Origin of the sequence: Stenotrophomonas sp. VV52 (genome assembly GCF_002893095.1) — a bacterium.
GTDB lineage: Bacteria > Pseudomonadota > Gammaproteobacteria > Xanthomonadales > Xanthomonadaceae > Stenotrophomonas > Stenotrophomonas aracearum.
This window is the reverse complement of the sequence record NZ_PKQQ01000010.1, coordinates 17,854-37,249: the sequence shown is the minus strand read 5'-3', so window position 1 is coordinate 37,249 and position 19,396 is coordinate 17,854. Positions and strand designations below refer to the sequence as shown.

Sequence of the window (19,396 nt, the reverse complement as noted above, 5' to 3'; positions counted from 1 at the left end):
ATCGGGCGATTATATCCCCTCTCAGGCGTTGTCGCGGCCCCGGACCAGGGTGCCGATGTTCTCGCCGTGCAGGATCTTCAGCAGTTCGCCCGGCTGGCCCATGTCGAACACGCGCAGCGGCAGGTCGCTGTCGCGGGCCAGGGCGAAGGCGGCGGTGTCCATCACTTCCAGCCCACGGCGGATCACTTCGTCGTAGGTCAGGCTGTCGAAACGGACCGCATCGCTGTACTTGTTGGGGTCCTTGTCGTACACGCCGTCGACCTTGGTGGCCTTCAGCAGCAGGTCCGCGCCGATCTCGATGGCACGCAGCGCGGCACCGGAGTCGGTGGTGAAGAACGGGCTGCCGACGCCGGCGGCGAAGATCACCAGGCGGCCCTTTTCCAGGTGGCGGATGGCGCGGCGGCGGATGTAGTCCTCGCACACGTCGTTGATCTTGATCGCGCTCATCACCCGGGCCTTCGCGCCCAGCTTCTCCAGCGCGTCCTGCATGGCCAGCGCGTTGATCACCGTGGCCAGCATGCCCATCTGGTCGCCGGTCACGCGGTCCATGCCACCGGCCGCCAGGCCGGCGCCGCGGAAGATGTTGCCGCCACCGATGACCAGCGCCACTTCGGCACCGGCCTGCTGGGCTTCGATCACTTCACGCGCCAGGCGGTTGATCACCTTGGGGTCGATGCCATAGTCCTCGTCTCCCATCAGCGCCTCCCCGGAAACTTTCAGCAGGATGCGGCGATAGGTGAGATTGGACATGGTGGCCTCTGGATGCGTGGAAAACGCGGGAATTCTACTGGAAGCGGCGACGCTCGGCGTGGAATTTTTGTTGCGCTGCGGCGGAGGCCCGCCACAGCGCACGGAGCCCGGTCGCTGACCCCCTTCAGGCCGGCGTGGGGCTGGGCGAACGCGCGATCACGCGGTTGCGCCCCAGGTTCTTGGAACGGTAAAGCACGTCGTCGGCGGCCTTCAACAGGTCCTGAACATCGGCGAAACGCTCATACCCGCCCTGGGTGGCCACGCCGGCGGAGAAGGTGACGAACAGCGGGCCGCTGGCCACCTCGGCCATCGGCGTGTTGACGATGCTGGCCAGCACCCGGCGCACCACTTCCAGCGCTACCGGCTCGGTGGTGTTGGGCAGCAGCGCGATGAACTCCTCGCCGCCGAAGCGGGCCACGGTGTCGCTGTTGCGCAGGTGTTCCTGCAGCTTGCCGGCGAAGGCCCGCAGCACCTGGTCGCCCAGCAGGTGGCCGTGCGCGTCGTTGATCTTCTTGAAATCGTCCAGGTCGATGAACGCCACCGACAGCGGCCAGCCATGCCGGGTGGCGCGCAGGAATTCCTGCTCCAGCACCGCCTCCAGCTGGCGGCGGTTGAGCACGCCGGTGAGCGCATCGCGGTGGGCCTGTTCGGCCAGCCGGTTGGCGCGCGCCTCGAACTCGTCCGCACGCTGCCGGGCCAGGGCGGCGTCCTGCATTTCACGCAGGTTGCGCAGGGTCGCCAGCTCCTGGGCATGGTCGATCAGCTGCTGCACCCGGGACGGCGAAATCAGCGTGGTTTCAAACAGCGCGCTGATCTCCGGCAGGGCTTCGCCGATCCGGGCCAGCACCTGGTCGAACTGCGCGCTGTCCAGCTGCAGGGCTTCGTTGACTTGCTGCAGCGCCTTCTCGCGCGCGCTGTCGGCGTCGGCACTGAGCCAGATGTCCGCGACCGCCCCGGACAGGGCCACGCAGGTCTGGAAGGTGTCCTCCGGGGTGGCCGGCGCCTCGCTGTGGGCGATCGCCTCGACCAGGTAGCGCGGCAGGTCCCACTGTTCGGCCATCCACGCGCCGACCTCGGCGTGGTTGCAGTCCAGCTGTTCCCGCTCCAGCGCCAGCAGTTCGTCGTTGTCGCGCGCCTCGCGCAGCAGCGGCAGGTAGCGGTCCGGCTCGCTCTGGGCAAGCACCAGTACCCCGATGTCCTGCAGCAGGCCGGCCAGCATCAGTTCCTCGGCCTTGCGCAGGCCGCGCGCCTGGCCCAGCAGGCTGGCCGCCAGCGCGCTCAGGATGCTGCGCCGCCAGGCCCGCGCACGCACGTCCTGGCCCTGGCCCTGGCCGGTGGCGGCCAGGTTCTGGGTGACGGTGAAACCCAGCGCCAGGCTGATGGTCGCGTTCAGGCCCAGCATGGTCAGCGCCTGGCCCAGGTTCTCGATCCGGCGGCGGCTGGCATACAGCGGCGAGTTGGCGATGCGCAGCATGCGCGCACTGAGCGCCATGTCGATGGCGATCACGTCCGCGGCCGTGGTGATGTCGGTTTCCGGATCCTGCGCCAGCTCAATGATGCGCAGCGCGATACCGGGCGGCGAGGGCAGGTTGCGGCAGAGCGCCAGGACGGCTGTCAGCTCGGGAGGCATGATGGGAATACTGAAGTGATGTGGCAAGAATACATGGAGTGCGTCACAGTTTTGAGTGCCGGCTCTTGCGCAGGCCAATGACGTCTTAGTTACCACATTCGCCACCGGATGGGCGAGTGCTACGACAGCGCAGGTACCATTCGCCTTCCAACAAGAACGGATATAGCCACATGGCAGTGAGAACCCTCAGCGAATTCCTTTCCAGCACGCGCGAAAAAGACCTCAGCGCCGACGCCTTCGAACTGGAAAGCCCGCACCTGCTCGAAGTCCGCGTCAACGGCCTGGTCTGGGCCAAGGCAGGCTCCATGGTCGCGCGCAAGGGCGCGGTGAAGTTCACCCGCCAAGGCATCCTCGAACAGGGACTGGGCACCCTGCTGAAGAAAATGGTCAGCGGCGAAGGCCTGCAGCTGATGAAGATCGAAGGGCAGGGTCGTGCCTACCTGGCCGACGCCGGCAAGCAGGTCACCCTGCTGCGCCTGGCGGGCGAGTCGATCTTCGTCAACGGCAACGACGTGCTCGCCTTCGAGACCGGCATCGAGTCCAAGATCACCATGATGCGCCGCGTCGCCGGCATGCTCTCCGGCGGCCTGTTCAACATGCGCCTGAGCGGCCACGGCATCGTCGCCATCACCTCCCACTACGAGCCGCTGACCCTGCCGGTAAGCGCCCAGGGCGGGCCGGTATTCACTGACCCGAATGCAACCGTGGCCTGGTCCGGCACCCTCACTCCGGAAATTGTCACCGACATGTCTTTGGGGACCTTGGTCGGCCGGGGCTCGGGCGAAACCCTGCAATTGAAATTTGCGGGCGAAGGTTGGGTAGTAGTGCAGCCGTATGAAGAAGTGACATTCCAGGCCAAGGGTTAAAGGGAGCCGGCCAGCGGCCGGCACTACCTACCGCATTGCGGCCATGTATGGGGGCGGGCGGCGGGCAGCCCCCGGAGGGACGCTAGAAAACATGGATGTTTTCTAGCAGCCCCCATGGATGGGTTCACGGCGTGTCCCGGAGCGGGGCTGCCCGCCGCCCGCCCCAGCACGTAACAGTGAGGCGCTGCCCTTCGCGCAGACAAAAAAAAGCCCGGCGAACCGGGCTTTTTTCGTACCACAAGGCGCAATGGATCAGGCCAGGCCGGCCTGCTTCATCACTTCGGCGGCGTAGTCTTCCACCACCTTCTCGATGCCTTCGCCCACGATCAGCAGCTTGAAGCCGACCACGTCGGCCTTGGCCGCAGTGACGACCTGCTCGACGGTCTTGTCGCCGTCCAGAACATAGCTCTGGCCGTACAGGGTCACGTCGCTGACGATCTTGTTCAGCTTGCCGCTGATGATCTTTTCCAGGATGTCGGCCGGCTTCGACTTGTCCTTCTCGGACATCTTCGCCAGTTCGATTTCCTTTTCCTTTTCCACGAACTCGGCCGGCACGTCGCCTGCCTTGTTGTGCGGCGGCTTCATCGCAGCAACGTGCATCGCCAGGCCGCGGGCCAGTTCCGGCGTACCGCCGGTCAGGTCCACCAGCACGCCGACCTTGCCGTTGGTGTGCACATACGCACCGATGTTGCCGGTGGTGTCGACCTGCACCATGCGACGGATCTGGATGTTTTCACCCAGCGTCTGCACCGCGATGGCGCGGGCTTCTTCGACGGTCTGGCCGGTCGGCAGCGCAGCGGCCTTCAGGGCCTCCACGTCGGCAGCGCCCGATTCCAGCGCGGCGTTGGCCACCGCGTCCACGAACGACTTGAAGTTCGAGTCGTTGGCGACGAAGTCGGTTTCCGAGTTGACTTCAACCAGCACGGCCTTGCCGTCCTTCTGGGCCAGGCCCAGGCGGCCTTCAGCGGCCACGCGGTCAGCCTTCTTGTCGGCCTTGGCAGCGCCCGACTTGCGCATCGCCTCGGCAGCGGCGTCGATGTCGCCGTTGGCTTCGGTAAGAGCGCGCTTGCACTCCATCATGCCGGCGCCAGTGCGCTCGCGCAGTTCCTTGACCAGGGAAGCAGTGATTTCCACGGGAATTCCTCACGAAAGAAAGGGGTTGGGCCGGCATGGTGGCCGGCCCGTGTGACAGAACCCTGTCACCGCGCCATCGGCAGCGGACAGGAGCGGTGGGCGCCGGGCGCCCACCGTGGCCTGGATCAGGCCTGGGCTTCGCCCTTGTCGGCAGCAGCCTTCTTGGCCGGAGCGCGGCGGGCCGGCTTGGCTTCTTCGCCAGCAGCGGCGTCGGCGAAGTCTTCTTCACGGACGGTCGCAGCGTGCGGCGCGGCAGCCTTGCCTTCCAGCACGGCGTCGGCAGCAGCGCGGGCGTACAGCTGCACCGCACGGATGGCGTCGTCGTTGCCCGGGATCGCGTAATCGACCAGTTCCGGGTTGTAGTTGGTGTCGACCACCGCGATCACCGGAATGCCGAGCTTCTTGGCTTCCTTGATGGCGATGTCTTCGTGGCCGATGTCGATCACGAAGATCGCGTCCGGCAGGCGGTTCATGTCCTTGATGCCGCCCAGCGAAGCTTCCAGCTTGTCGCGCTCACGACGCAGGCCCAGCACTTCGTGCTTGACCAGCTTATCGAAGGTGCCGTCGGTTTCGCCGGCTTCCAGTTCCTTCAGGCGGGCAACCGACTGCTTCACGGTACGGAAGTTGGTCAGGGTGCCGCCCAGCCAACGCTGGTTCATGAACGGCATGCCGCAACGCTCGGCTTCTTCGCGGATCGACTCGCGCGCGCTGCGCTTGGTGCCCAGGAACAGGATGGTGCCGCGCTTCTGCGCGATGCTGGAAATGAAGTTCATCGCGTCATTGAAGAGCGGAACGGTCTTTTCCAGGTTGATGATGTGGATCTTGCCGCGGGCGCCGAAGATGTACTGGCCCATCTTGGGGTTCCAGTAACGGGTCTGGTGGCCGAAGTGGACGCCGGCTTCCAGCATCTGACGCATGGTGACCTGGGGCATTGCAATACTCCTGATAGGGAACCGGCCGCCACGGGTAATGATGGGCGGTCCGCCGCAAGGCGGGAGGTTCCGGGGTTTGGCTTCCCTGTCGCTTCCGTGTCCGAACTCCTCGCGGAGCACCCCGGCACGGATATGGGCGACAGGTGTGGATTCACCGGTGACGTCCGGTGTTGACGGGTCCTGGCACACGGGGCGCCGAGGAATCCGGTCGATTATAGCCCGGCCGGGGTTCCCGTTGCAATTGAAGGGGCCAGGGCGTCCAGCAGCTGCGCGGCCTGGTCGCCGATGCGCGCGCTGAAACGCCCGCCCCGGTAGGCCTCGGCCGTTCCCGGCAGGACCCAGCGTCGGGTCTGCCCGGCCAGCACGTAGCCGGCCAGCCCGGGCAGGATCGGCCGCGTCTGGCCATTGGCCGCGACCCAGGCCAGGTCTGCGAGCCGGGCGTGGCGGGCCCCGCCATTGTAAAGCTCCAGCACCGCCGGCTCGCCCGCGTCCAGCAGCCGCACCGCCATTGCCGGTGCCGGCGAGGCCGCGGCACCGGCCACGAACACCGGCAGCGATATCTGCACCGGCGGGCTCTCCGCGCCGGCGCGCAGCACCAGCCGGTAGCCCTGTTCGGCCACCGGCGCAGGCCCCAGCCTGACCACCCGCAGCCGCTGGCGCGCGTGCGCCGGCACCTGCAGCACGGCCGGACTGACCGCCAGCGCGGCGGTCGGCTGCAGCCGTTCCTCGTGCGTGCTCTGCTCCCAGGCATACAGCCGCGCCTGGCCGGCCCATGGTTGCGCGCTGTCGTTGTACAGCCACAGCTCGGCGTCGGCCTGGCCCGGGCCCATCTCGACCCGCAGCGGCGACACCTCCAGCGCCTGCGCCGTGCCACCCAGCAGCAGCGCGGCCAGCACTACGCCGAGCCGGGCGCGACCCGGGCTCAGAACGTGATGGTCTGCCATGCGCGAGGCTGCTGCCCGCCCTCCGGTGGCGGCGTCAATGCCTGGACCTGCGGCGGCGGTGGCGCCGCTGCGTCGCTGCGTTGATGCGCCGTGGCACAGCCGGCGGCGTCCCCGGCCGGCAGGCGGCAGCCGTCCACCACCCGCAGTTGCATGCGCAGCCCGGTGGCACCCGCCGCCGGGGTGGGTGCGGGCAACGGTCCCGCCTGCGCGGCGGCAGCCAGCGGGACCGCGACAAGCGCGGCCAGGCACAGGGCGGGAGCACGGAGGCTGAGGGCACGATGGCAACGGAAAGTCATGTCAGCCTTATCGGCCGCGCCGCGCCGCACTTGATCCCTCAGTAGGTGATGGTCACCTTGATCTGGTCGCTGTAGCTGCCCGCCGCCACCGCGCCACTGCTCGGCGGCGCGCGGCCATACACGGTCAGGGTCTGGGCCGCGCCGGTCCCGGTGCCGGAGACCAGATCGACATTGGCGGTGCTGCCCCAGCGCTGGGTACGCGTGCTCTCCCGATACAGCTCGTAGGGAATGAACCAGGCCGGATTGGTGTCGTGGCGCATCCGCCTGGCCGTGCCGTTGGCGTACAGGCCATTGTCCAGCGCGATGGTGTAGGCAGTGCGGTTGATGCAGGTCAGCCCGATCGTCGAGGTGCGGTCGATGTTGCTGGCAATCGCGCCCGCATTGCTGCCGAAGTCCATGTCGGTGGTGACGTAGGCGCTGCACTGCGGCAGCACGTTGGCGGTGACGGTGAACGGGAAGCCGCCGGTGGCTACCTTGTTGCCGGTCACCCCGGCCACGGTGGTGCAGGCCGGCGGCGCGGTCGCGGTGCCCAGCAGGACCTCGTTGAAGGCGTACTGCAGGCGGACATCGCCGCCGCTGAAGGCACTGCTGTAGGACCCGGCAGACAGCGTCTGGCCGGCCGGAATGCGGCCGTAGATGGTCACCGACACCGCGCCGCTGCCGCCGGTCAGCAGCGGCACGTTGTAGTTCAGGTTTACCACCAGCGGGGCCGGCGTGGCGCCCGGGGTCAGGCCCCAGATCGTGCTGTAGGCTGAACTGGTGAAAAGCTGATAACTGAGCGGATCACCGTTGGCATTGGTCATCCGCCGCAATGGCGAGAGGGTGGTTCCCGTGGTGCCCACGCCGATCCCCAGGCAGGCGCGCACCGAAGCCGTCGCCAGCAGGCTCAGGGCGGTGGTGCTGCAGGTGATGGTGAAGGTGGTGGTGGTGAACACCGGGGCGGCGGCCGCGTTGGCGACATTGCCGAACGCCGCCGTGACCGGCGTGGTCGTGGTGCAGGTGGTATCGGCGCGCGCCGCGCCGCCGGCCAGCAGTCCGGCCAGGCCCAGCAGCAGCGCCAGCAGCAGGCGCGGGCTCATGGCGTGCGCACCGGCTGGCAGCGCAGCGGGCCCAGCCGCAGCGGCGCGCTGCCTGCCGCCGCCGTCAGTGGCAGCTGGACCACGCACCGGCCGTCGTCGGTGTCCACCTGGAGCGGTCCGGTGCCAGGCAGATCCTCCAGGTACACCTCGCCGTCATAGCCCACCGGCGCGCTGCCCTGGTCGGGCAGGCGCACCTGGCTGCCGGCCGCCAGCGGCTGGTCCTGTGCGTCGTGCAGCACCAGGACGATGGCTCGGGTGCGGCGCAGGCCGAAGTCCACGCCCAGGCCGGCGCTCTGCCGCGGCGTGACCTGCGTATCCACGCGGTCGGCACGCAGGTCGGCGGGCAGGTCCAGGGTGTCGATCGAGATCCGGTTGCGCTGCCAGGACAGCAGCGGCGTCACCAGCAGCAGGCCGTTTTCGTCGGTAACCCCGATCGGACGGTTCTCCAGCCGCACCGGCACCCCACCGACGCCGTCGGTGGAGACCACCGCAAAGGCGTCCGGCACCTCGCGCGCGGCAAACACGTGCCCGCTCATCCAGACCAGGCTGCCGCTGGCATTGGCGTAGGCAAAGCTGGAATCGCCCTGGCGGGCCGCGCCCAGCGAGTAACGGCCGACCCGGTTCAACCAGCCCACCTCGGCCAGCCCGCCGGTGCCGTCGTCGCCGTGCCGCGCCTGCGCGCGCCAGCCGAAGCCGCCTTCGCTGCCATCACCGGGCACCGGCTTGGACACGTCCACGGTGTACAGCATGCGGTCGCCGTTGCGCTGCGCGGCCACGCTGCTCTGGCGGTTCTGGCCGAGGCTGGCGGTGATCGAGACATACACGCTGCGGTCGGCGCGTTCGTCCAGGTTCTGGTTGAACGAGACATAGGCCGACCAGCGTTCGGAAAAGGTGCGGTTCCAGAACACGCTGGCGTAGCGGCGGTCCTCGTCGTCGGGGTAGGACAGGCGCAGGTAGCTCGCGCTCAATGCGCCGCCACGGCCGAGGCTGGCACCGGCGGTGACCTGGTCGGTGACATCCGGCGGCAGCGCGCCCTGCAGGCTGCCCAGATCCTGGAACTGCCCGTGGGTGCGCAGCGTGGACGCGTTGAAGTTGAAGATCCGGTTGTTCCAGCTGTAGCCCAGCGCCCACTGGCCGCCGTCGCGCCCGTCGCGGCGGCTGCGGGCGTAGGACGCATTGAGCACGCCCGCCATCCCCAGCTGCCACCAGCCACCGGCACCGGCACTGGCCACGCCACCACCGCCTTCGGCATGCAGCTCGGCGGTGAAGCGGTTGCTCACGCCGCGCCGCCAGGTGGCGCTGCCCACGGTCGCGTCGTCATAGGCGAAGGAGCGGATGCCATAGTCGCGGCGCATCCGGCCCACCCCTGCCGACCAGTCGGAGAGTCCTTCGGCCAGCAGCTGCTGCGTCCCGTAGAACGAAAAATCCAGGGTCTGCATGCGCCCGTAGGCGTCGGTGATCACCACCTGGGCGTTGCCGGTGCCGCTGATGCCCGGTTGTGCACCGAGCTGGAACGGCCCGACCGGCACCTCGCCGTTGTACTGGCGCAGGCCATCGACGTAGAGCTCCACCGTGGAGGGCACCACTGCTTCCCCGAGGAAGCTGGGGGTGGGGGTCAGCACGCGGTACGGCTGCAGGCCGTAGTTGCGTCCGATCTGGATGCCACCCATGCGCACCGGTCGGCTCCAGTCGACGAAGCCGCTGAAGAAATCGCCCACGGTCAGGGTCAGTGCGCTGTCGGGGAAGTCCAGCTGCCAGGCGCTGTCCAGCCGCACGCTTTCGCCGCGCCAGTCGCGCTCGCTGTCCTGGAACGTGCGCAGCAGCTGGGTGCTGCGCAGCACGCCCCGGCCCAGCCCGAACACGCGCCATTCGGTGGTCAGCGCGAGATTGCCGGCCTCTTCGTTCTGGCTGGCATACAGATCGTAATTGACCAGTGCGCCGGGCGATGCGCTGGCGGTGGGCGTGGTCGGCAGGGCCTGGCCCAGTTCCGTGGTGGGCAGCGACAGCTGCTCCAGCGGCACTTCCAGCGCCAGCGTCTGCAGGCCTGCGTCATAGCGCACCACCACGCCGCTGATCTGCGCCAGCGGCACCGGCGCGTCGCCGCGTGCGCCGAAGCCGAGCTGGCGCAGTACCGCCGGGTCCGCGCGCAGCTGGCCGCCCAGTTCGGTGAACGGCAGCAGCCCGCGCGGGCTGCCGTTGAGGGTCACCTCCAGGTACAGCGTCTGCGGCGCGGTCAGCGGGGTCGGGGCGGGGAGCATCACGTCATCGGCGGCGAACGCACCGATCTCCGCGCCGCTCTCCGCCGGCGCGTCGGCGGCACGGGCCGCGCCGGCCAGCATGCCAGACGAGACCGCGCCGGCAGCCAGGGCGACGCGCATGCAGGCCTCAGCGAGCCGGTGGCGTCGGAGACAGTGGCGTGGCTTGCGAAGCGCCATTGATCTTTGCCGAAAGGGTCGCGCCGGACAGGCGGCCGGCGGCGATGTCCAGCGGCCAGCGCATGGTCTGCCCGCCGAGGACGTAGCCGACCAGGCCGGGCTGGAAGATCTGCGGCCGCTCCGGCGTGCCGACCGCCAGGTCGGCCAGCTGGGCATAGCCGGTACCACGGTTGTGCACTTCCAGCACCGGCTTGCCGTCGGGCGGGGTCACCACCGTGGCCTGCAGGTCCGGCGTGGTGGCCGTGCCGCCCTCCGGCTGCACGAACACCGGCAATGAGTAGCGCAGCACGAACTGCATGCCTTGGCGGGTGGGGTCGAGCTTGGGCACTTCATCCACGATCACCCGATAGGAGAGCTGCGCGGCCGGCGCCTGCGGCACCGCGCGCACCACCCGGATCAGCTGCTGTTGGCCGGCCGCCAATGCCTGCATCGGCGGGCTCACCACCAGGTCGGTGGTCGGCTCCAGTTCGTCGCGCCCGTTGCGCTGGGTCCAGCGGAACACCCGGGCCTGCACGTCCACCGGCGCGGTGCCGCTGTTGCTGATCCACAGCGCCTCGGCATTCTGCCGGGGACCGAGCTGCAGCGAGGTCGGCGCGACCTGCAGGCTGGCCGCGTGCGCGTGCGGCAGCGCAAGCGCCACCGCCAGGACGCCGGCGCACAGCTTCGCCGTGGAGCGCTTCGCGCCCCCCCCGTATGAGCTGGTACATGGCGACCCTCAGTAGGTGATGGTGGCGGTGACCGTGTCCTGGTAGTTACCCGTCGCCGCGTTGTTCACGCTCGGATTGGCGACCTGGCCGTAGACCGGATAGGCCTGGGCCAGGCCGTTGCCGACACCGGCCACGGTATTGGTGCCCGCCGTGGCGCCCCAGACCGTGGTCCGGGTGGCGTTGGAATACAGCTGGTAGCCCACGAAGTTGTTGGTCGTCACCGTGGTGTCGGTATTGCGCATGCGCCGGGTGGTGACGTCATTGGCCGTGCCGGCATTGGAGCCGGCGTTGAGCGCGATGGTGTAGGGGGTCAGCGCCGAGCACTGCGCCGTGACCGAGCCCTGTGCATTGATCGGCGTGGTCGCGGTGGACAGCGCCGAGCCGAAATCGACATCGGTGGCCGCCGCCGCCGTGATCGTGCAGGCCTTGGTGATGATCAGGCGCACGTTGAAGGTGGTGGTGTCGGCGGCAAGGGCCGGGGAGGCCAGGGCCACCAGGCCAAGGCCGAACAGCAGGGGACGCGGGGCGCGAAGGAATCGCATGGTCTTCTCCTTGGACGGGGGTCCTGGATGAACGGTTCGATGCCGGCGTACTGCAGGGGGAGGGCGCCAGGGGCGGCGCTGGGTTCGTTATAGGAGCAGGGGTGTAGGCGATATGTGACGGAAATTGGCCAGTTTTCACACTTTTTACGTTCCGGTCCCGGTCGACCCGAACCTGCGCTGTCAGCGTTCCAGCGGCTTCCGTTCAGAATGGCCCCGGATCGGCGATAATGGCCGCCATGAGCGTGAATCTGAAAACCCCCGAGGAAATCGAACTGATGCGCGTCGCCGGCCACCTGGCCAGCGAGGTGCTCGACATCGTCACCCCGTACGTCAAGCCGGGCGTGACGACCGAAGAGCTCGACCGCATCTGCCACGACCACATCATCAACGTGCAGAAGGCCACGCCGGCCAATGTCGGCTACCGGGGCTTCCCGAAGACGGTGTGCACGTCGGTCAACAACGTCATCTGCCACGGCATCCCGAGCGAAGGGAAAGTCCTGAAGGACGGCGACATCGTCAACATCGACGTCACCGTGATCAAGGACGGCTGGCACGGCGACACCAGCCGCATGTACTTCGTCGGCACCCCGTCGACGATGGCCAAGCGCCTGGTCGACACCACCTACCAGGCGATGTGGGCCGGCATCCGCGCGGTCAAGCCGGGCGCGACCCTGGGCGACATCGGCCATGCGATCCAGTCGCTGGCCGAAGGCGAACGCTTCAGCGTGGTGCGTGAGTACTGCGGCCACGGCATCGGCAAGGTCTATCACGACGAGCCGCAGGTGGTGCATTACGGGCGTCCGGGCCAGGGCCTGGTACTGCAACCGGGCATGACCTTCACGATCGAACCGATGATCAACGAGGGCACCCGTTACAACAAGGTGCTGCCGGATGGCTGGACCGTGGTCACCAAGGACCGGAAGCTGTCGGCGCAGTGGGAGCACATGATCGCGGTCACCGAGACCGGCGTGGACGTGCTGACCCTCTCGCCCGGCGAATCGCAGGTCTGAGCATGCTGCCGGCGAGCCCGACCCTGGACGCGCCGGCCGACGCCGTCGCCGACCCCGAGTGGGCGGCGGAGGCCCGCCAGACCCTGCAGCAGGCCGACGCGCGCCTCTACCGCCGCTACGACCAGGGCGACAACATCGAGCGCCTGCTGGCGCTGCGCGCGCGCGCGGCCGACCACCTGATCCGCCTGGCGTGGCAGCGCTGCATTCCGGCCAACGCCGGGTTGGCGCTGTTCGCGGTGGGCGGCTACGGCCGCGGCGAATTGTTCCCGCGCTCGGACATCGACCTGCTGGTCTTTGGCCCGACGCAGGCGCAGCGCACCCATGAAACGGCACTGGCGCGCCTGTTCGCGCTGCTCTGGGATTGCGGCCTGCCGGTCAGCCACGCGGTGCGTTCGGCGCAGGAATGCGTGCAGGCCAGCGCCGACCAGACCGTGCTCACCGCGCTGATCGAATCGCGCCCGCTGGTGGCCGACGACGCGGCACGCCAGGCACTGAAGCAGGCGGTCAACAGCGACGGCCTGTGGCCGCCGCGCGAGTTCTTCCTGGCCAAGCGCGACGAGCTGCTGGCGCGCCACCAGCGCTTCGGCGACACCGCCGACAACCTGGAGCCGGACATCAAGGACGGCCCCGGCGGCCTGCGCGATCTCAACACCCTGGGCTGGATGGCGCTGCGCGCGTTCGGCGTGCGCGAACTGGAAGCACTGGTCGGCCTGGGCCACCTGGGCGCCGACGAAGCGGTGGCGCTGCGGCGTGAGCGCTGCGCGCTGGCCCGGCTGCGCTTCGGCCTGCACCTGGTGGCCAACCGCCCGGAAGAGCGCCTGCGCTTCGACTACCAGAAGACCCTGGCCGCGCGGCTCGGCTTCGTCGACGACGTGGAAAGCCTGGCGGTCGAAAAGATGATGCAGGGCTTCTACCGCAGCGCCACCGTGGTGCGGCGGATCAGCGACCGTCTTCTGCAGCGCTTCGAGGAACAGTTCGACGGCGAAGCCGTGCCCGAGCCGGTCAGCGTGGGCTTCTCGCTGCGCCGTGGCTACCTCGCCGCGAATGATCCGCAGTGGCCGCAGGGCGACATCGAACAGGTGTTTGCGCTGTTTTCCAGCTGGGCGTACAACCCCGACGTGCGTGGCCTGCATTCGCTGACCGCGCGCGCGCTGGCCGAATCGCTGGGTGAGCTGCCGGCGTACACCGACGCCAGCCCCGCCGCGCGCGAGCAGTTCATGGCCCTGCTGCGCAGCGCGCGCGCGGTCGACACGCTGGCGCGCATGGCGCGACTGGGCGTGTTGGGGCAGTGGATTCCCGCGTTCGCGCAGGTGTCCGGGCGCATGCAGTTCGACCTGTTCCATGTGTACACCGTGGACCAGCACACGCTGATGGTCCTGCGCAACATGGGCCTGTTCGCGACCAGCCGCGCCGACGAACGTTTCTCCATCGCGCATGAAGTCTGGCCGCGCCTGCGCAAGCCGGAACTGCTGCTGCTGGCCGGGCTGTTCCATGACATCGCCAAGGGCCGGGGCGGCGACCATTCCGAACTGGGCGCGGTCGACGCGCGCGCGTTCTGCGAGGCGCATGGGCTGGGCAGCTCGGACACCGAACTGGTGGCCTGGCTGGTCGAACAACACCTGCGCATGTCGGTCACCGCGCAGAAGCAGGACATCTCCGACCCGGACGTGATCCACCGCTTCGCCACCCTGGTCGGCAGCCGCGACCGCCTCGATTATCTCTATCTGCTTACCTGTGCCGACATCGCCGGCACCAGTCCCAAGCTGTGGAATACCTGGAAGGACCGGCTGCTGGCCGACCTGTACTTCGCCGCGCGCCGCGCGCTGCGCGACGGACTGGAAAACCAGATGCCGGCCGCCGAACGCGTGCTCGAGGCGCGCGAGACGGTACGCGCGCTCGTGCGCGAGCGCGGCTATGACGACGCCACCATCGAACGCCAGTTCACCGTGATGCCGGACGAGAGCTTCATCCGCCTGCGCCCGGAGCAGCTGGCCTGGCAGGCGGCGGCGCTGGTACCGGTCAAGCAGGGCCAGACCCTGGTCAAGGTGCGCCGGATCAACGCCGACGACGATGCGCTGGAAGTGTTCGTGCATTCGCCGGACCGCGACGGCCTGTTCGCCGCGATCGTGATGACCCTGGACCGCAAGGGCTACGGCATCCACCGCGCGCGCGTGCTGGATGGCCCGGTCGACACCATTTTCGATACCTTCGAAGTGACCCCGGCCGACAGCTTCGCCGACGGCGACGCGCCGCGCCTGGAAGCGGCGCTGCGCGACGCGCTGGCCGGCGACCTGGCCCAGCTGCGGCCCTCGCGCCGGGTGGTGCCGCGCCAGCTGCGCCACTTCCGCTTCGCCCCGCGCATCGAGTTCCGCGACGCCAACGACAACGACACCGGCGGCACCCGCTTCAGCCTGGTCGCACCCGACCGCCCCGGGCTGCTCGCCGATGTCGCCTTCGTGCTGCGCAACCAGGGCCTGCGCGTGCACGACGCGCGCATTGCCACGTTCGGCGAGCGCGCCGAAGACATGTTCGTGATCAGCGATGAACACGACCGCCCCCTTACCGAAACTGCCAGGCAGCAGCTGCGCGACGCGATGCTGGCCTGCCTGGACCCTGATCGAAAAGCCGGAGACCCCCACTGATGGCCACCAAGCCTGCCAAGAAGACTGCCGCGAAGACTGCGGCGGCCCAGAAGACTGCTGCCGCACCTTCGACCGCGAAGAAGACCGCTGCGAAGAAGACCGCGCCGGTCGCGAAGAAAGCCGCCATGGCAAAGAAGGCACCGGCGAAGAAGTCGGCCGCCAGCAGCGCCGCTGAAACTGCCGCCAAGCGCGCCGAAACCATCGCCCGCAAGTCGCTGCGCAAGCCGGCCACGCCGGGCGTGGAAGAGCTCAAGTTCGGTATCGAAAGCGCGTTCGAGCGCCGTGCCACGCTGACCCTGCATGAGATCGAAGGCTCGACCAAGCCGCTGGTCGGGCGCGTCATCGACGGCCTGGAAACCGGCGAATTCCGCGTGGCCGAACCCGACGGCCATGGCGGCTGGAAGGTCAACGAGTGGCTGAAGAAGGCGGTGCTGCTGTACTTCCGCGTCAACGACATGGCCGTGGTGGATGCGCGTCCGGCGCCGTTCTGGGACAAGGTCGAATCGCGCTTCGCCGGCTTCGACGAGGCGAAGTTCCGCCGCGCCGGCGTGCGCGTGGTGCCCGGTGCGATCGCGCGCCGTGGCAGCTACTTCGGCAAGGACGTGGTGCTGATGCCGAGCTTCACCAACATCGGCGCCTACGTGGGCGAAGGCACCATGGTCGACACCTGGGCCACGGTGGGATCGTGCGCGCAGATCGGCAAGCACTGCCACCTGTCAGGCGGCGCCGGCATCGGCGGCGTGCTCGAGCCGCTGCAGGCCAGCCCGACCATCATCGAAGACCATTGCTTCATCGGCGCACGTTCGGAAGTGGTGGAAGGCTTCGTGGTCGGCCACCACAGCGTGATCGGCATGGGCGTGTTCCTGGGCCAGAGCACCCGCGTGTACAACCGCGCCACCGGCGAGATCAGCTACGGTTCGGTGCCGCCGTACAGCGTGGTGGTATCGGGCCAGCTGCCCTCCAAGGACGGCTCGCACTCGCTTTACTGCGCGGTGATCGTCAAGCAGGTGGATGCCAAGACCCGCAGCAAGACCAGCGTCAACGAGCTGCTGCGCGGCCTGGCCGACTGAGTAAGTGACGTAATCGGGGCATCGTTTCGATGCCCCGTGACGCTTCTGTCACGCGCAACGCGTTGGCTTCGCAAACCGCGTCACAGCTTGAACCGTCCATCGTCCCGGCACCGCCGGGGCGTGGCTATGCTGCCGTTTTCCCGGCAGAAGAGGCCTGTATGGAACGGCTCGGCAATACCGTATCGGTAATCCAGCATGCGTACTCCCCGCCGTTCGCGGTCCAGGCGACCGACGCGGGCAGGGTGGTGCCACACCAGGTGTTCAACGCATCCGGCTTCCAGGGCATGCCTTTCGTCCCGGTGGGCGAGCACTGTGTGCGGCTGACCGAGGCGGACTACCTGGTTTCCGCGCTGTACCAGAAAATCGTCAAAAGCGGCGAGCTGTCCACCCTCAACGCGGACCTCGATACGCTCAGTCGCGTCCTGACCCGCAGCATCGGCGCCGAAGACGGCGACCCGCAGCAGCGCGTGTCCAACATCTACGTGGGCAAGGCGCTGAACATCCTGTGCCAGCTGCTGCGCCGACGCGGTGAGTTCGACTACGACAGCACCCGCCTGCTGGCCGCGGCGCGCCACGCCATCCTGGCCATCCGCGCACGGCACGATTTCACCCTGGAAAACCTCAGCGTGATCATGTTCCACCTGGGCGAGCTGATCAATCACCCGAAGCTGCAGACCGTGTGCGGGCGGGCCATCACCCGACACCTGCTGCCGATTTTCGAGTCCAAGCTGCACGAGCTGCCGGAGCATGCGGTGACCGGCACCTGCCTGGCATTCGGGTTGGTCAGTGCGCTGCGGGCATCCGAACACCAGATGGTCCGCCCGTTGGACGGGGTGCTGCCGCGGCCAGCGGCCGACGCACTGCTGCTGCGGCTTCCCGTCCTGCTGCAGGCGCAACCCGACCTGCTGGTCCACTGGGAAAACCGCACGCTGGCGCTGGTTGCCAAGTACGGGGTGCAGTACCTGCGCCGGCTTGGGCAGCTTGGGCGCGGCCAGTGCCAGAAAGTAGCGGTGGATACGTTGCAGCTCAATGCGGCGAAGGCGCTCAAGCCGATCATCGACGAGGCACGATTGCCCTCGCGAGGCGTGTGGGACCAGCGCGATGGCGAGTTCCATGGGTTTGGCCCCGAGAAGCAGCTCAAGGACTACCTGGCCTACAGCACGCACTACTACTGCGAGTGGCTGGGCAGGCAACAGGCATGGGTACAGGACCTGGTGGTCCTGCGGGAAGCTGCACGCGGGCCGCTCCCCGACAATCCGCACGACGGGCGCAACTTCGCCGAGGTCGCGCGCACCGGGGTGATCGTGGCACCCGTCGCGACCACGACGTGGAGTCACGCAGAAGCTGCGCCTGTCGCTCCAGTTCCAGTACAGCGGTCTTCTTCGGACGAGACCGATGTCTGGCAGGCGCCTTCTGAGTTGAGCGAGTTCAGCCAGGCGGCTGGAAGGCTCATGCGCCTGCACGAGGCGGCGGATCGGCATGACCGCGAAGACGCCATCTCCGCCACCAACGCCCTGGTCGTGGCAGTCGTATCGGGCAGGATCGCGCTCGATACCGCCTCGCGCGTGCAGATGCTGCTGGACATGGATGGGGTATGCATGCGGCTGCACCTGGCCGATCCCTTCGATGCGCCGCAGTATGAGCATCAGCTGGAAGGCATGTGCGCCTTCATGTCCTCGGAGCTGTGCCTGCTGGTGGACCGCACGGGACGCCCCCTCATTGGCGATGCGGTGGCGTTCAGGACTGGGCTGTCGAGCTGGCAGCGTACCCTGCTGAACGCGCTCAACACGCCGGTTGGGGAGTGACAGGCGGCTATACTCGGCGTCGCACACCCTGTAGCCCAGTATGAGTATCTTCCTGCAATGACCACCACCCTTTACGGCCTCAAGAACTGCGACACCTGCAAGAAGGCCACCAAGTGGCTGGACCGCTTCCAGGTGGCGTACGCCTTCGTCGATTACCGCGAGCAGAAGCCCAGCCCGGAAACGCTGGTCGACTGGGCGGCGCAGGCGGGTGGCTTCCCCGCGCTGGTGAACCGTTCGTCGACCACGTGGCGGCAGTTGCCGGAGAACCGCAAGGCCGCAGCCTCGGACGCGGAATGGAAGCTGCTGCTGCGCGAGCATCCGCAGCTGATCAAGCGACCGGTGGTGGTCACCGACGATGGGGTGATGAGCCAGGGTTTCTCCGACAACGGTTTCAAGCAGCGTTTCGGAGTGGGGGCATGAGCGACGTCGTCGCACTGACCTGCGACCTGATCGCGCGCCCGTCGGTCACGCCGGAAGACGCGGGCTGCCAGGCGCTGCTGGCCGGGCGGCTTTCGCGTGCCGGTTTCGAGTGCGAGCACCTGCGGCTGGGCGAGGTCGACAACCTGTGGGCCACGCACGGGCAGGGCGCGCCGGTGCTGGTGCTGCTGGGCCACACCGACGTGGTGCCCAGCGGCCCGGTAGAGGCCTGGCGCAGCGATCCGTTCGATCCACAGATCCGTGACGGCGTGCTGTACGGGCGCGGCGCAGCGGACATGAAGGGCAGCGTGGCGGCATTCGTGGTGGCGGCCGAGCAGTTCGTGGCCGCGCACCCGCAGCACCCCGGCACGCTGGCGGTGCTGCTGACCAGCGACGAGGAAGGCGACGCCATCGACGGCGTGCGCCGGGTGGCAACCCTGTTCCGCGAGCGCGGCCAGGCGATCGACTGGTGCATTACCGGCGAACCGTCGTCGACGGCGGTGCTGGGCGATCTGCTGCGGGTAGGCCGGCGCGGCAGCCTCTCGGCGACGCTGACGGTGCAGGGGGTGCAGGGCCACGTGGCGTACCCGCACAAGGCGCGCAATCCGATCCATCTGGCCGCTGCGGCGCTGGCCGAACTGACCGCGCGGGAGTGGGACGATGGCTACGAGAGCTTCCCGCCGACCAGCCTGCAGGTGTCGAACATCCATGCAGGGACCGGCGCCAACAATGTGATTCCGGGCGAGCTGCAGGTGCTGTTCAACCTGCGCTACAACCCGCACTGGAACGCGGACGTACTGGAGCAGGAGATCACGTCGCTGCTCGACCGCCACGGTCTGGAGTACCGGCTGAAGTGGCACCGCAGCGGAGAGCCGTTCTACACCCCGGAAGGCACGCTGCGCCAGGTGGCGCGCGAAGTACTGGGCGAATTCGCGGGCGCGCCGCCGGAAGAAAGCACCGGCGGCGGCACCTCCGACGCCCGCTTCATCGCGCCGCTGGGCGCGCAGTGCATCGAAGTAGGCCCGGTCAACGCCAGCATCCACCAGGTAGACGAGAACGTGTCGGTGCCCGACCTCGAAGCATTGCCCGCACTTTACCAGCGCCTGATAGAGCGGCTCCTCACCCCGTAGTGCCGGC

The 19,396-nt window shown here is 68.3% G+C and carries 17 protein-coding genes; 7 read left to right on the top strand and 10 right to left on the bottom strand.

Annotated elements, in window-relative coordinates; all coding sequences use genetic code 11:
• Window positions 1-21: 21 nt before the first annotated feature.
• Both pyrH and C2U58_RS15540 read right to left on the bottom strand, forming a co-directional pair.
• Window positions 22-750: a UMP kinase gene (pyrH, locus tag C2U58_RS15545; RefSeq protein WP_102946686.1), complete on the bottom strand. Its 729-nt coding sequence runs from the start codon at window positions 748-750 to the stop codon at window positions 22-24.
• A 124-nt stretch (window positions 751-874) separates the two neighbouring features.
• Window positions 875-2,380 carry a GGDEF domain-containing protein gene (locus C2U58_RS15540; RefSeq protein WP_102946685.1) on the bottom strand — a complete coding sequence of 502 codons (1,506 nt, stop codon included), beginning with the start codon at window positions 2,378-2,380 and terminating at the stop codon, window positions 875-877.
• A 170-nt stretch (window positions 2,381-2,550) separates the two neighbouring features.
• Here C2U58_RS15540 and C2U58_RS15535 point away from each other — a divergent pair, with 170 nt between their 5' ends.
• Window positions 2,551-3,246 carry an AIM24 family protein gene (locus tag C2U58_RS15535; protein WP_102946684.1) on the top strand — a complete coding sequence of 232 codons (696 nt, stop codon included), beginning with the start codon at window positions 2,551-2,553 and terminating at the stop codon, window positions 3,244-3,246.
• 252 nt (window positions 3,247-3,498) lie between these two features.
• Here C2U58_RS15535 and tsf read toward each other — a convergent pair whose 3' ends face one another.
• The 8 genes from tsf to C2U58_RS15500 form a co-directional block, all read right to left on the bottom strand.
• The gene (tsf, locus tag C2U58_RS15530) at window positions 3,499-4,380 is read right to left on the bottom strand and encodes a translation elongation factor Ts (RefSeq protein ID WP_102946683.1); all 882 of its coding nucleotides are present in this window, start codon (window positions 4,378-4,380) and stop codon (window positions 3,499-3,501) included.
• 125 nt (window positions 4,381-4,505) lie between these two features.
• Window positions 4,506-5,312 carry a 30S ribosomal protein S2 gene (gene rpsB, locus C2U58_RS15525; protein WP_102946682.1) on the bottom strand — a complete coding sequence of 269 codons (807 nt, stop codon included), beginning with the start codon at window positions 5,310-5,312 and terminating at the stop codon, window positions 4,506-4,508.
• 212 nt (window positions 5,313-5,524) lie between these two features.
• Window positions 5,525-6,256 carry a fimbria/pilus periplasmic chaperone gene (locus tag C2U58_RS15520; RefSeq protein ID WP_102946681.1) on the bottom strand — a complete coding sequence of 244 codons (732 nt, stop codon included), beginning with the start codon at window positions 6,254-6,256 and terminating at the stop codon, window positions 5,525-5,527.
• Window positions 6,235-6,552, bottom strand: a complete 318-nt coding sequence (locus tag C2U58_RS19885) for a hypothetical protein (protein WP_146033480.1) — start codon at window positions 6,550-6,552, stop codon at window positions 6,235-6,237. The genes C2U58_RS15520 and C2U58_RS19885 overlap by 22 nt, the downstream gene beginning before the upstream one ends.
• 38 nt (window positions 6,553-6,590) lie before the next feature.
• Entirely contained in the window at window positions 6,591-7,631 is a 1,041-nt protein-coding gene (locus tag C2U58_RS15515; RefSeq protein WP_102946680.1) for a spore coat U domain-containing protein, read from the bottom strand.
• Window positions 7,628-10,009 (bottom strand): fimbria/pilus outer membrane usher protein, encoded by a 2,382-nt coding sequence (locus C2U58_RS15510; protein ID WP_172448163.1) that lies wholly within the window; start codon window positions 10,007-10,009, stop codon window positions 7,628-7,630. Before C2U58_RS15510 ends, C2U58_RS15515 begins: the two co-directional genes overlap by 4 nt.
• 7 nt (window positions 10,010-10,016) lie before the next feature.
• Window positions 10,017-10,706 (bottom strand): molecular chaperone, encoded by a 690-nt coding sequence (locus C2U58_RS15505; RefSeq protein WP_253256760.1) that lies wholly within the window; start codon window positions 10,704-10,706, stop codon window positions 10,017-10,019.
• 75 nt (window positions 10,707-10,781) lie between these two features.
• Window positions 10,782-11,315: a spore coat U domain-containing protein gene (locus tag C2U58_RS15500; RefSeq protein ID WP_102946678.1), complete on the bottom strand. Its 534-nt coding sequence runs from the start codon at window positions 11,313-11,315 to the stop codon at window positions 10,782-10,784.
• A gap of 236 nt (window positions 11,316-11,551) precedes the next feature.
• Between C2U58_RS15500 and map the strand changes: the two genes are divergently transcribed.
• The 6 genes from map (at window position 11,552) to dapE (ending at window position 19,389) form a co-directional block, all read left to right on the top strand.
• Window positions 11,552-12,325 carry a type I methionyl aminopeptidase gene (map, locus tag C2U58_RS15495; RefSeq protein ID WP_216362408.1) on the top strand — a complete coding sequence of 258 codons (774 nt, stop codon included), beginning with the start codon at window positions 11,552-11,554 and terminating at the stop codon, window positions 12,323-12,325.
• A 2-nt stretch (window positions 12,326-12,327) separates the two neighbouring features.
• Window positions 12,328-14,967, top strand: a complete 2,640-nt coding sequence (locus C2U58_RS15490; protein ID WP_102946676.1) for a [protein-PII] uridylyltransferase — start codon at window positions 12,328-12,330, stop codon at window positions 14,965-14,967.
• A complete protein-coding gene (gene dapD, locus C2U58_RS15485) occupies window positions 14,967-16,037 on the top strand; it encodes a 2,3,4,5-tetrahydropyridine-2,6-dicarboxylate N-succinyltransferase (RefSeq protein ID WP_102946675.1) in 1,071 nt (356 codons plus the stop codon). Before C2U58_RS15490 ends, dapD begins: the two co-directional genes overlap by 1 nt.
• A gap of 158 nt (window positions 16,038-16,195) precedes the next feature.
• Window positions 16,196-17,842, top strand: a complete 1,647-nt coding sequence (locus C2U58_RS15480) for a hypothetical protein (protein WP_102946674.1) — start codon at window positions 16,196-16,198, stop codon at window positions 17,840-17,842.
• Window positions 17,843-17,899: 57 nt separating this feature from the next.
• Window positions 17,900-18,262: an arsenate reductase gene (locus C2U58_RS15475; protein ID WP_102946673.1), complete on the top strand. Its 363-nt coding sequence runs from the start codon at window positions 17,900-17,902 to the stop codon at window positions 18,260-18,262.
• Window positions 18,259-19,389, top strand: coding sequence for a succinyl-diaminopimelate desuccinylase (gene dapE / locus C2U58_RS15470; RefSeq protein WP_102946672.1), 1,131 nt, complete (start codon window positions 18,259-18,261; stop codon window positions 19,387-19,389). The genes C2U58_RS15475 and dapE overlap by 4 nt, the downstream gene beginning before the upstream one ends.
• The last annotated feature ends 7 nt before the right edge of the window (window positions 19,390-19,396 follow it).

Excerpts from the sequence above, each read along its gene's own strand:
- pyrH (WP_102946686.1), bottom strand. The coding sequence starts at position 750 with ATGTCCAATCTCACCTATCGCCGCATCCTGCTGAAAGTTTCCGGGGAG.
- C2U58_RS15540 (WP_102946685.1), bottom strand. The coding sequence starts at position 2,380 with ATGCCTCCCGAGCTGACAGCCGTCCTGGCGCTCTGCCGCAACCTGCCC.
- C2U58_RS15535 (WP_102946684.1), top strand. The coding sequence starts at position 2,551 with ATGGCAGTGAGAACCCTCAGCGAATTCCTTTCCAGCACGCGCGAAAAA.
- rpsB (WP_102946682.1), bottom strand. The coding sequence starts at position 5,312 with ATGCCCCAGGTCACCATGCGTCAGATGCTGGAAGCCGGCGTCCACTTC.
- C2U58_RS15520 (WP_102946681.1), bottom strand. The coding sequence starts at position 6,256 with ATGGCAGACCATCACGTTCTGAGCCCGGGTCGCGCCCGGCTCGGCGTA.
- C2U58_RS19885 (WP_146033480.1), bottom strand. The coding sequence starts at position 6,552 with ATGACTTTCCGTTGCCATCGTGCCCTCAGCCTCCGTGCTCCCGCCCTG.
- C2U58_RS15515 (WP_102946680.1), bottom strand. The coding sequence starts at position 7,631 with ATGAGCCCGCGCCTGCTGCTGGCGCTGCTGCTGGGCCTGGCCGGACTG.
- C2U58_RS15510 (WP_172448163.1), bottom strand. The coding sequence starts at position 10,009 with ATGCGCGTCGCCCTGGCTGCCGGCGCGGTCTCGTCTGGCATGCTGGCC.
- C2U58_RS15500 (WP_102946678.1), bottom strand. The coding sequence starts at position 11,315 with ATGCGATTCCTTCGCGCCCCGCGTCCCCTGCTGTTCGGCCTTGGCCTG.
- map (WP_216362408.1), top strand. The coding sequence starts at position 11,552 with ATGAGCGTGAATCTGAAAACCCCCGAGGAAATCGAACTGATGCGCGTC.
- C2U58_RS15490 (WP_102946676.1), top strand. The coding sequence starts at position 12,328 with ATGCTGCCGGCGAGCCCGACCCTGGACGCGCCGGCCGACGCCGTCGCC.
- dapD (WP_102946675.1), top strand. The coding sequence starts at position 14,967 with ATGGCCACCAAGCCTGCCAAGAAGACTGCCGCGAAGACTGCGGCGGCC.
- C2U58_RS15480 (WP_102946674.1), top strand. The coding sequence starts at position 16,196 with ATGGAACGGCTCGGCAATACCGTATCGGTAATCCAGCATGCGTACTCC.
- C2U58_RS15475 (WP_102946673.1), top strand. The coding sequence starts at position 17,900 with ATGACCACCACCCTTTACGGCCTCAAGAACTGCGACACCTGCAAGAAG.
- dapE (WP_102946672.1), top strand. The coding sequence starts at position 18,259 with ATGAGCGACGTCGTCGCACTGACCTGCGACCTGATCGCGCGCCCGTCG.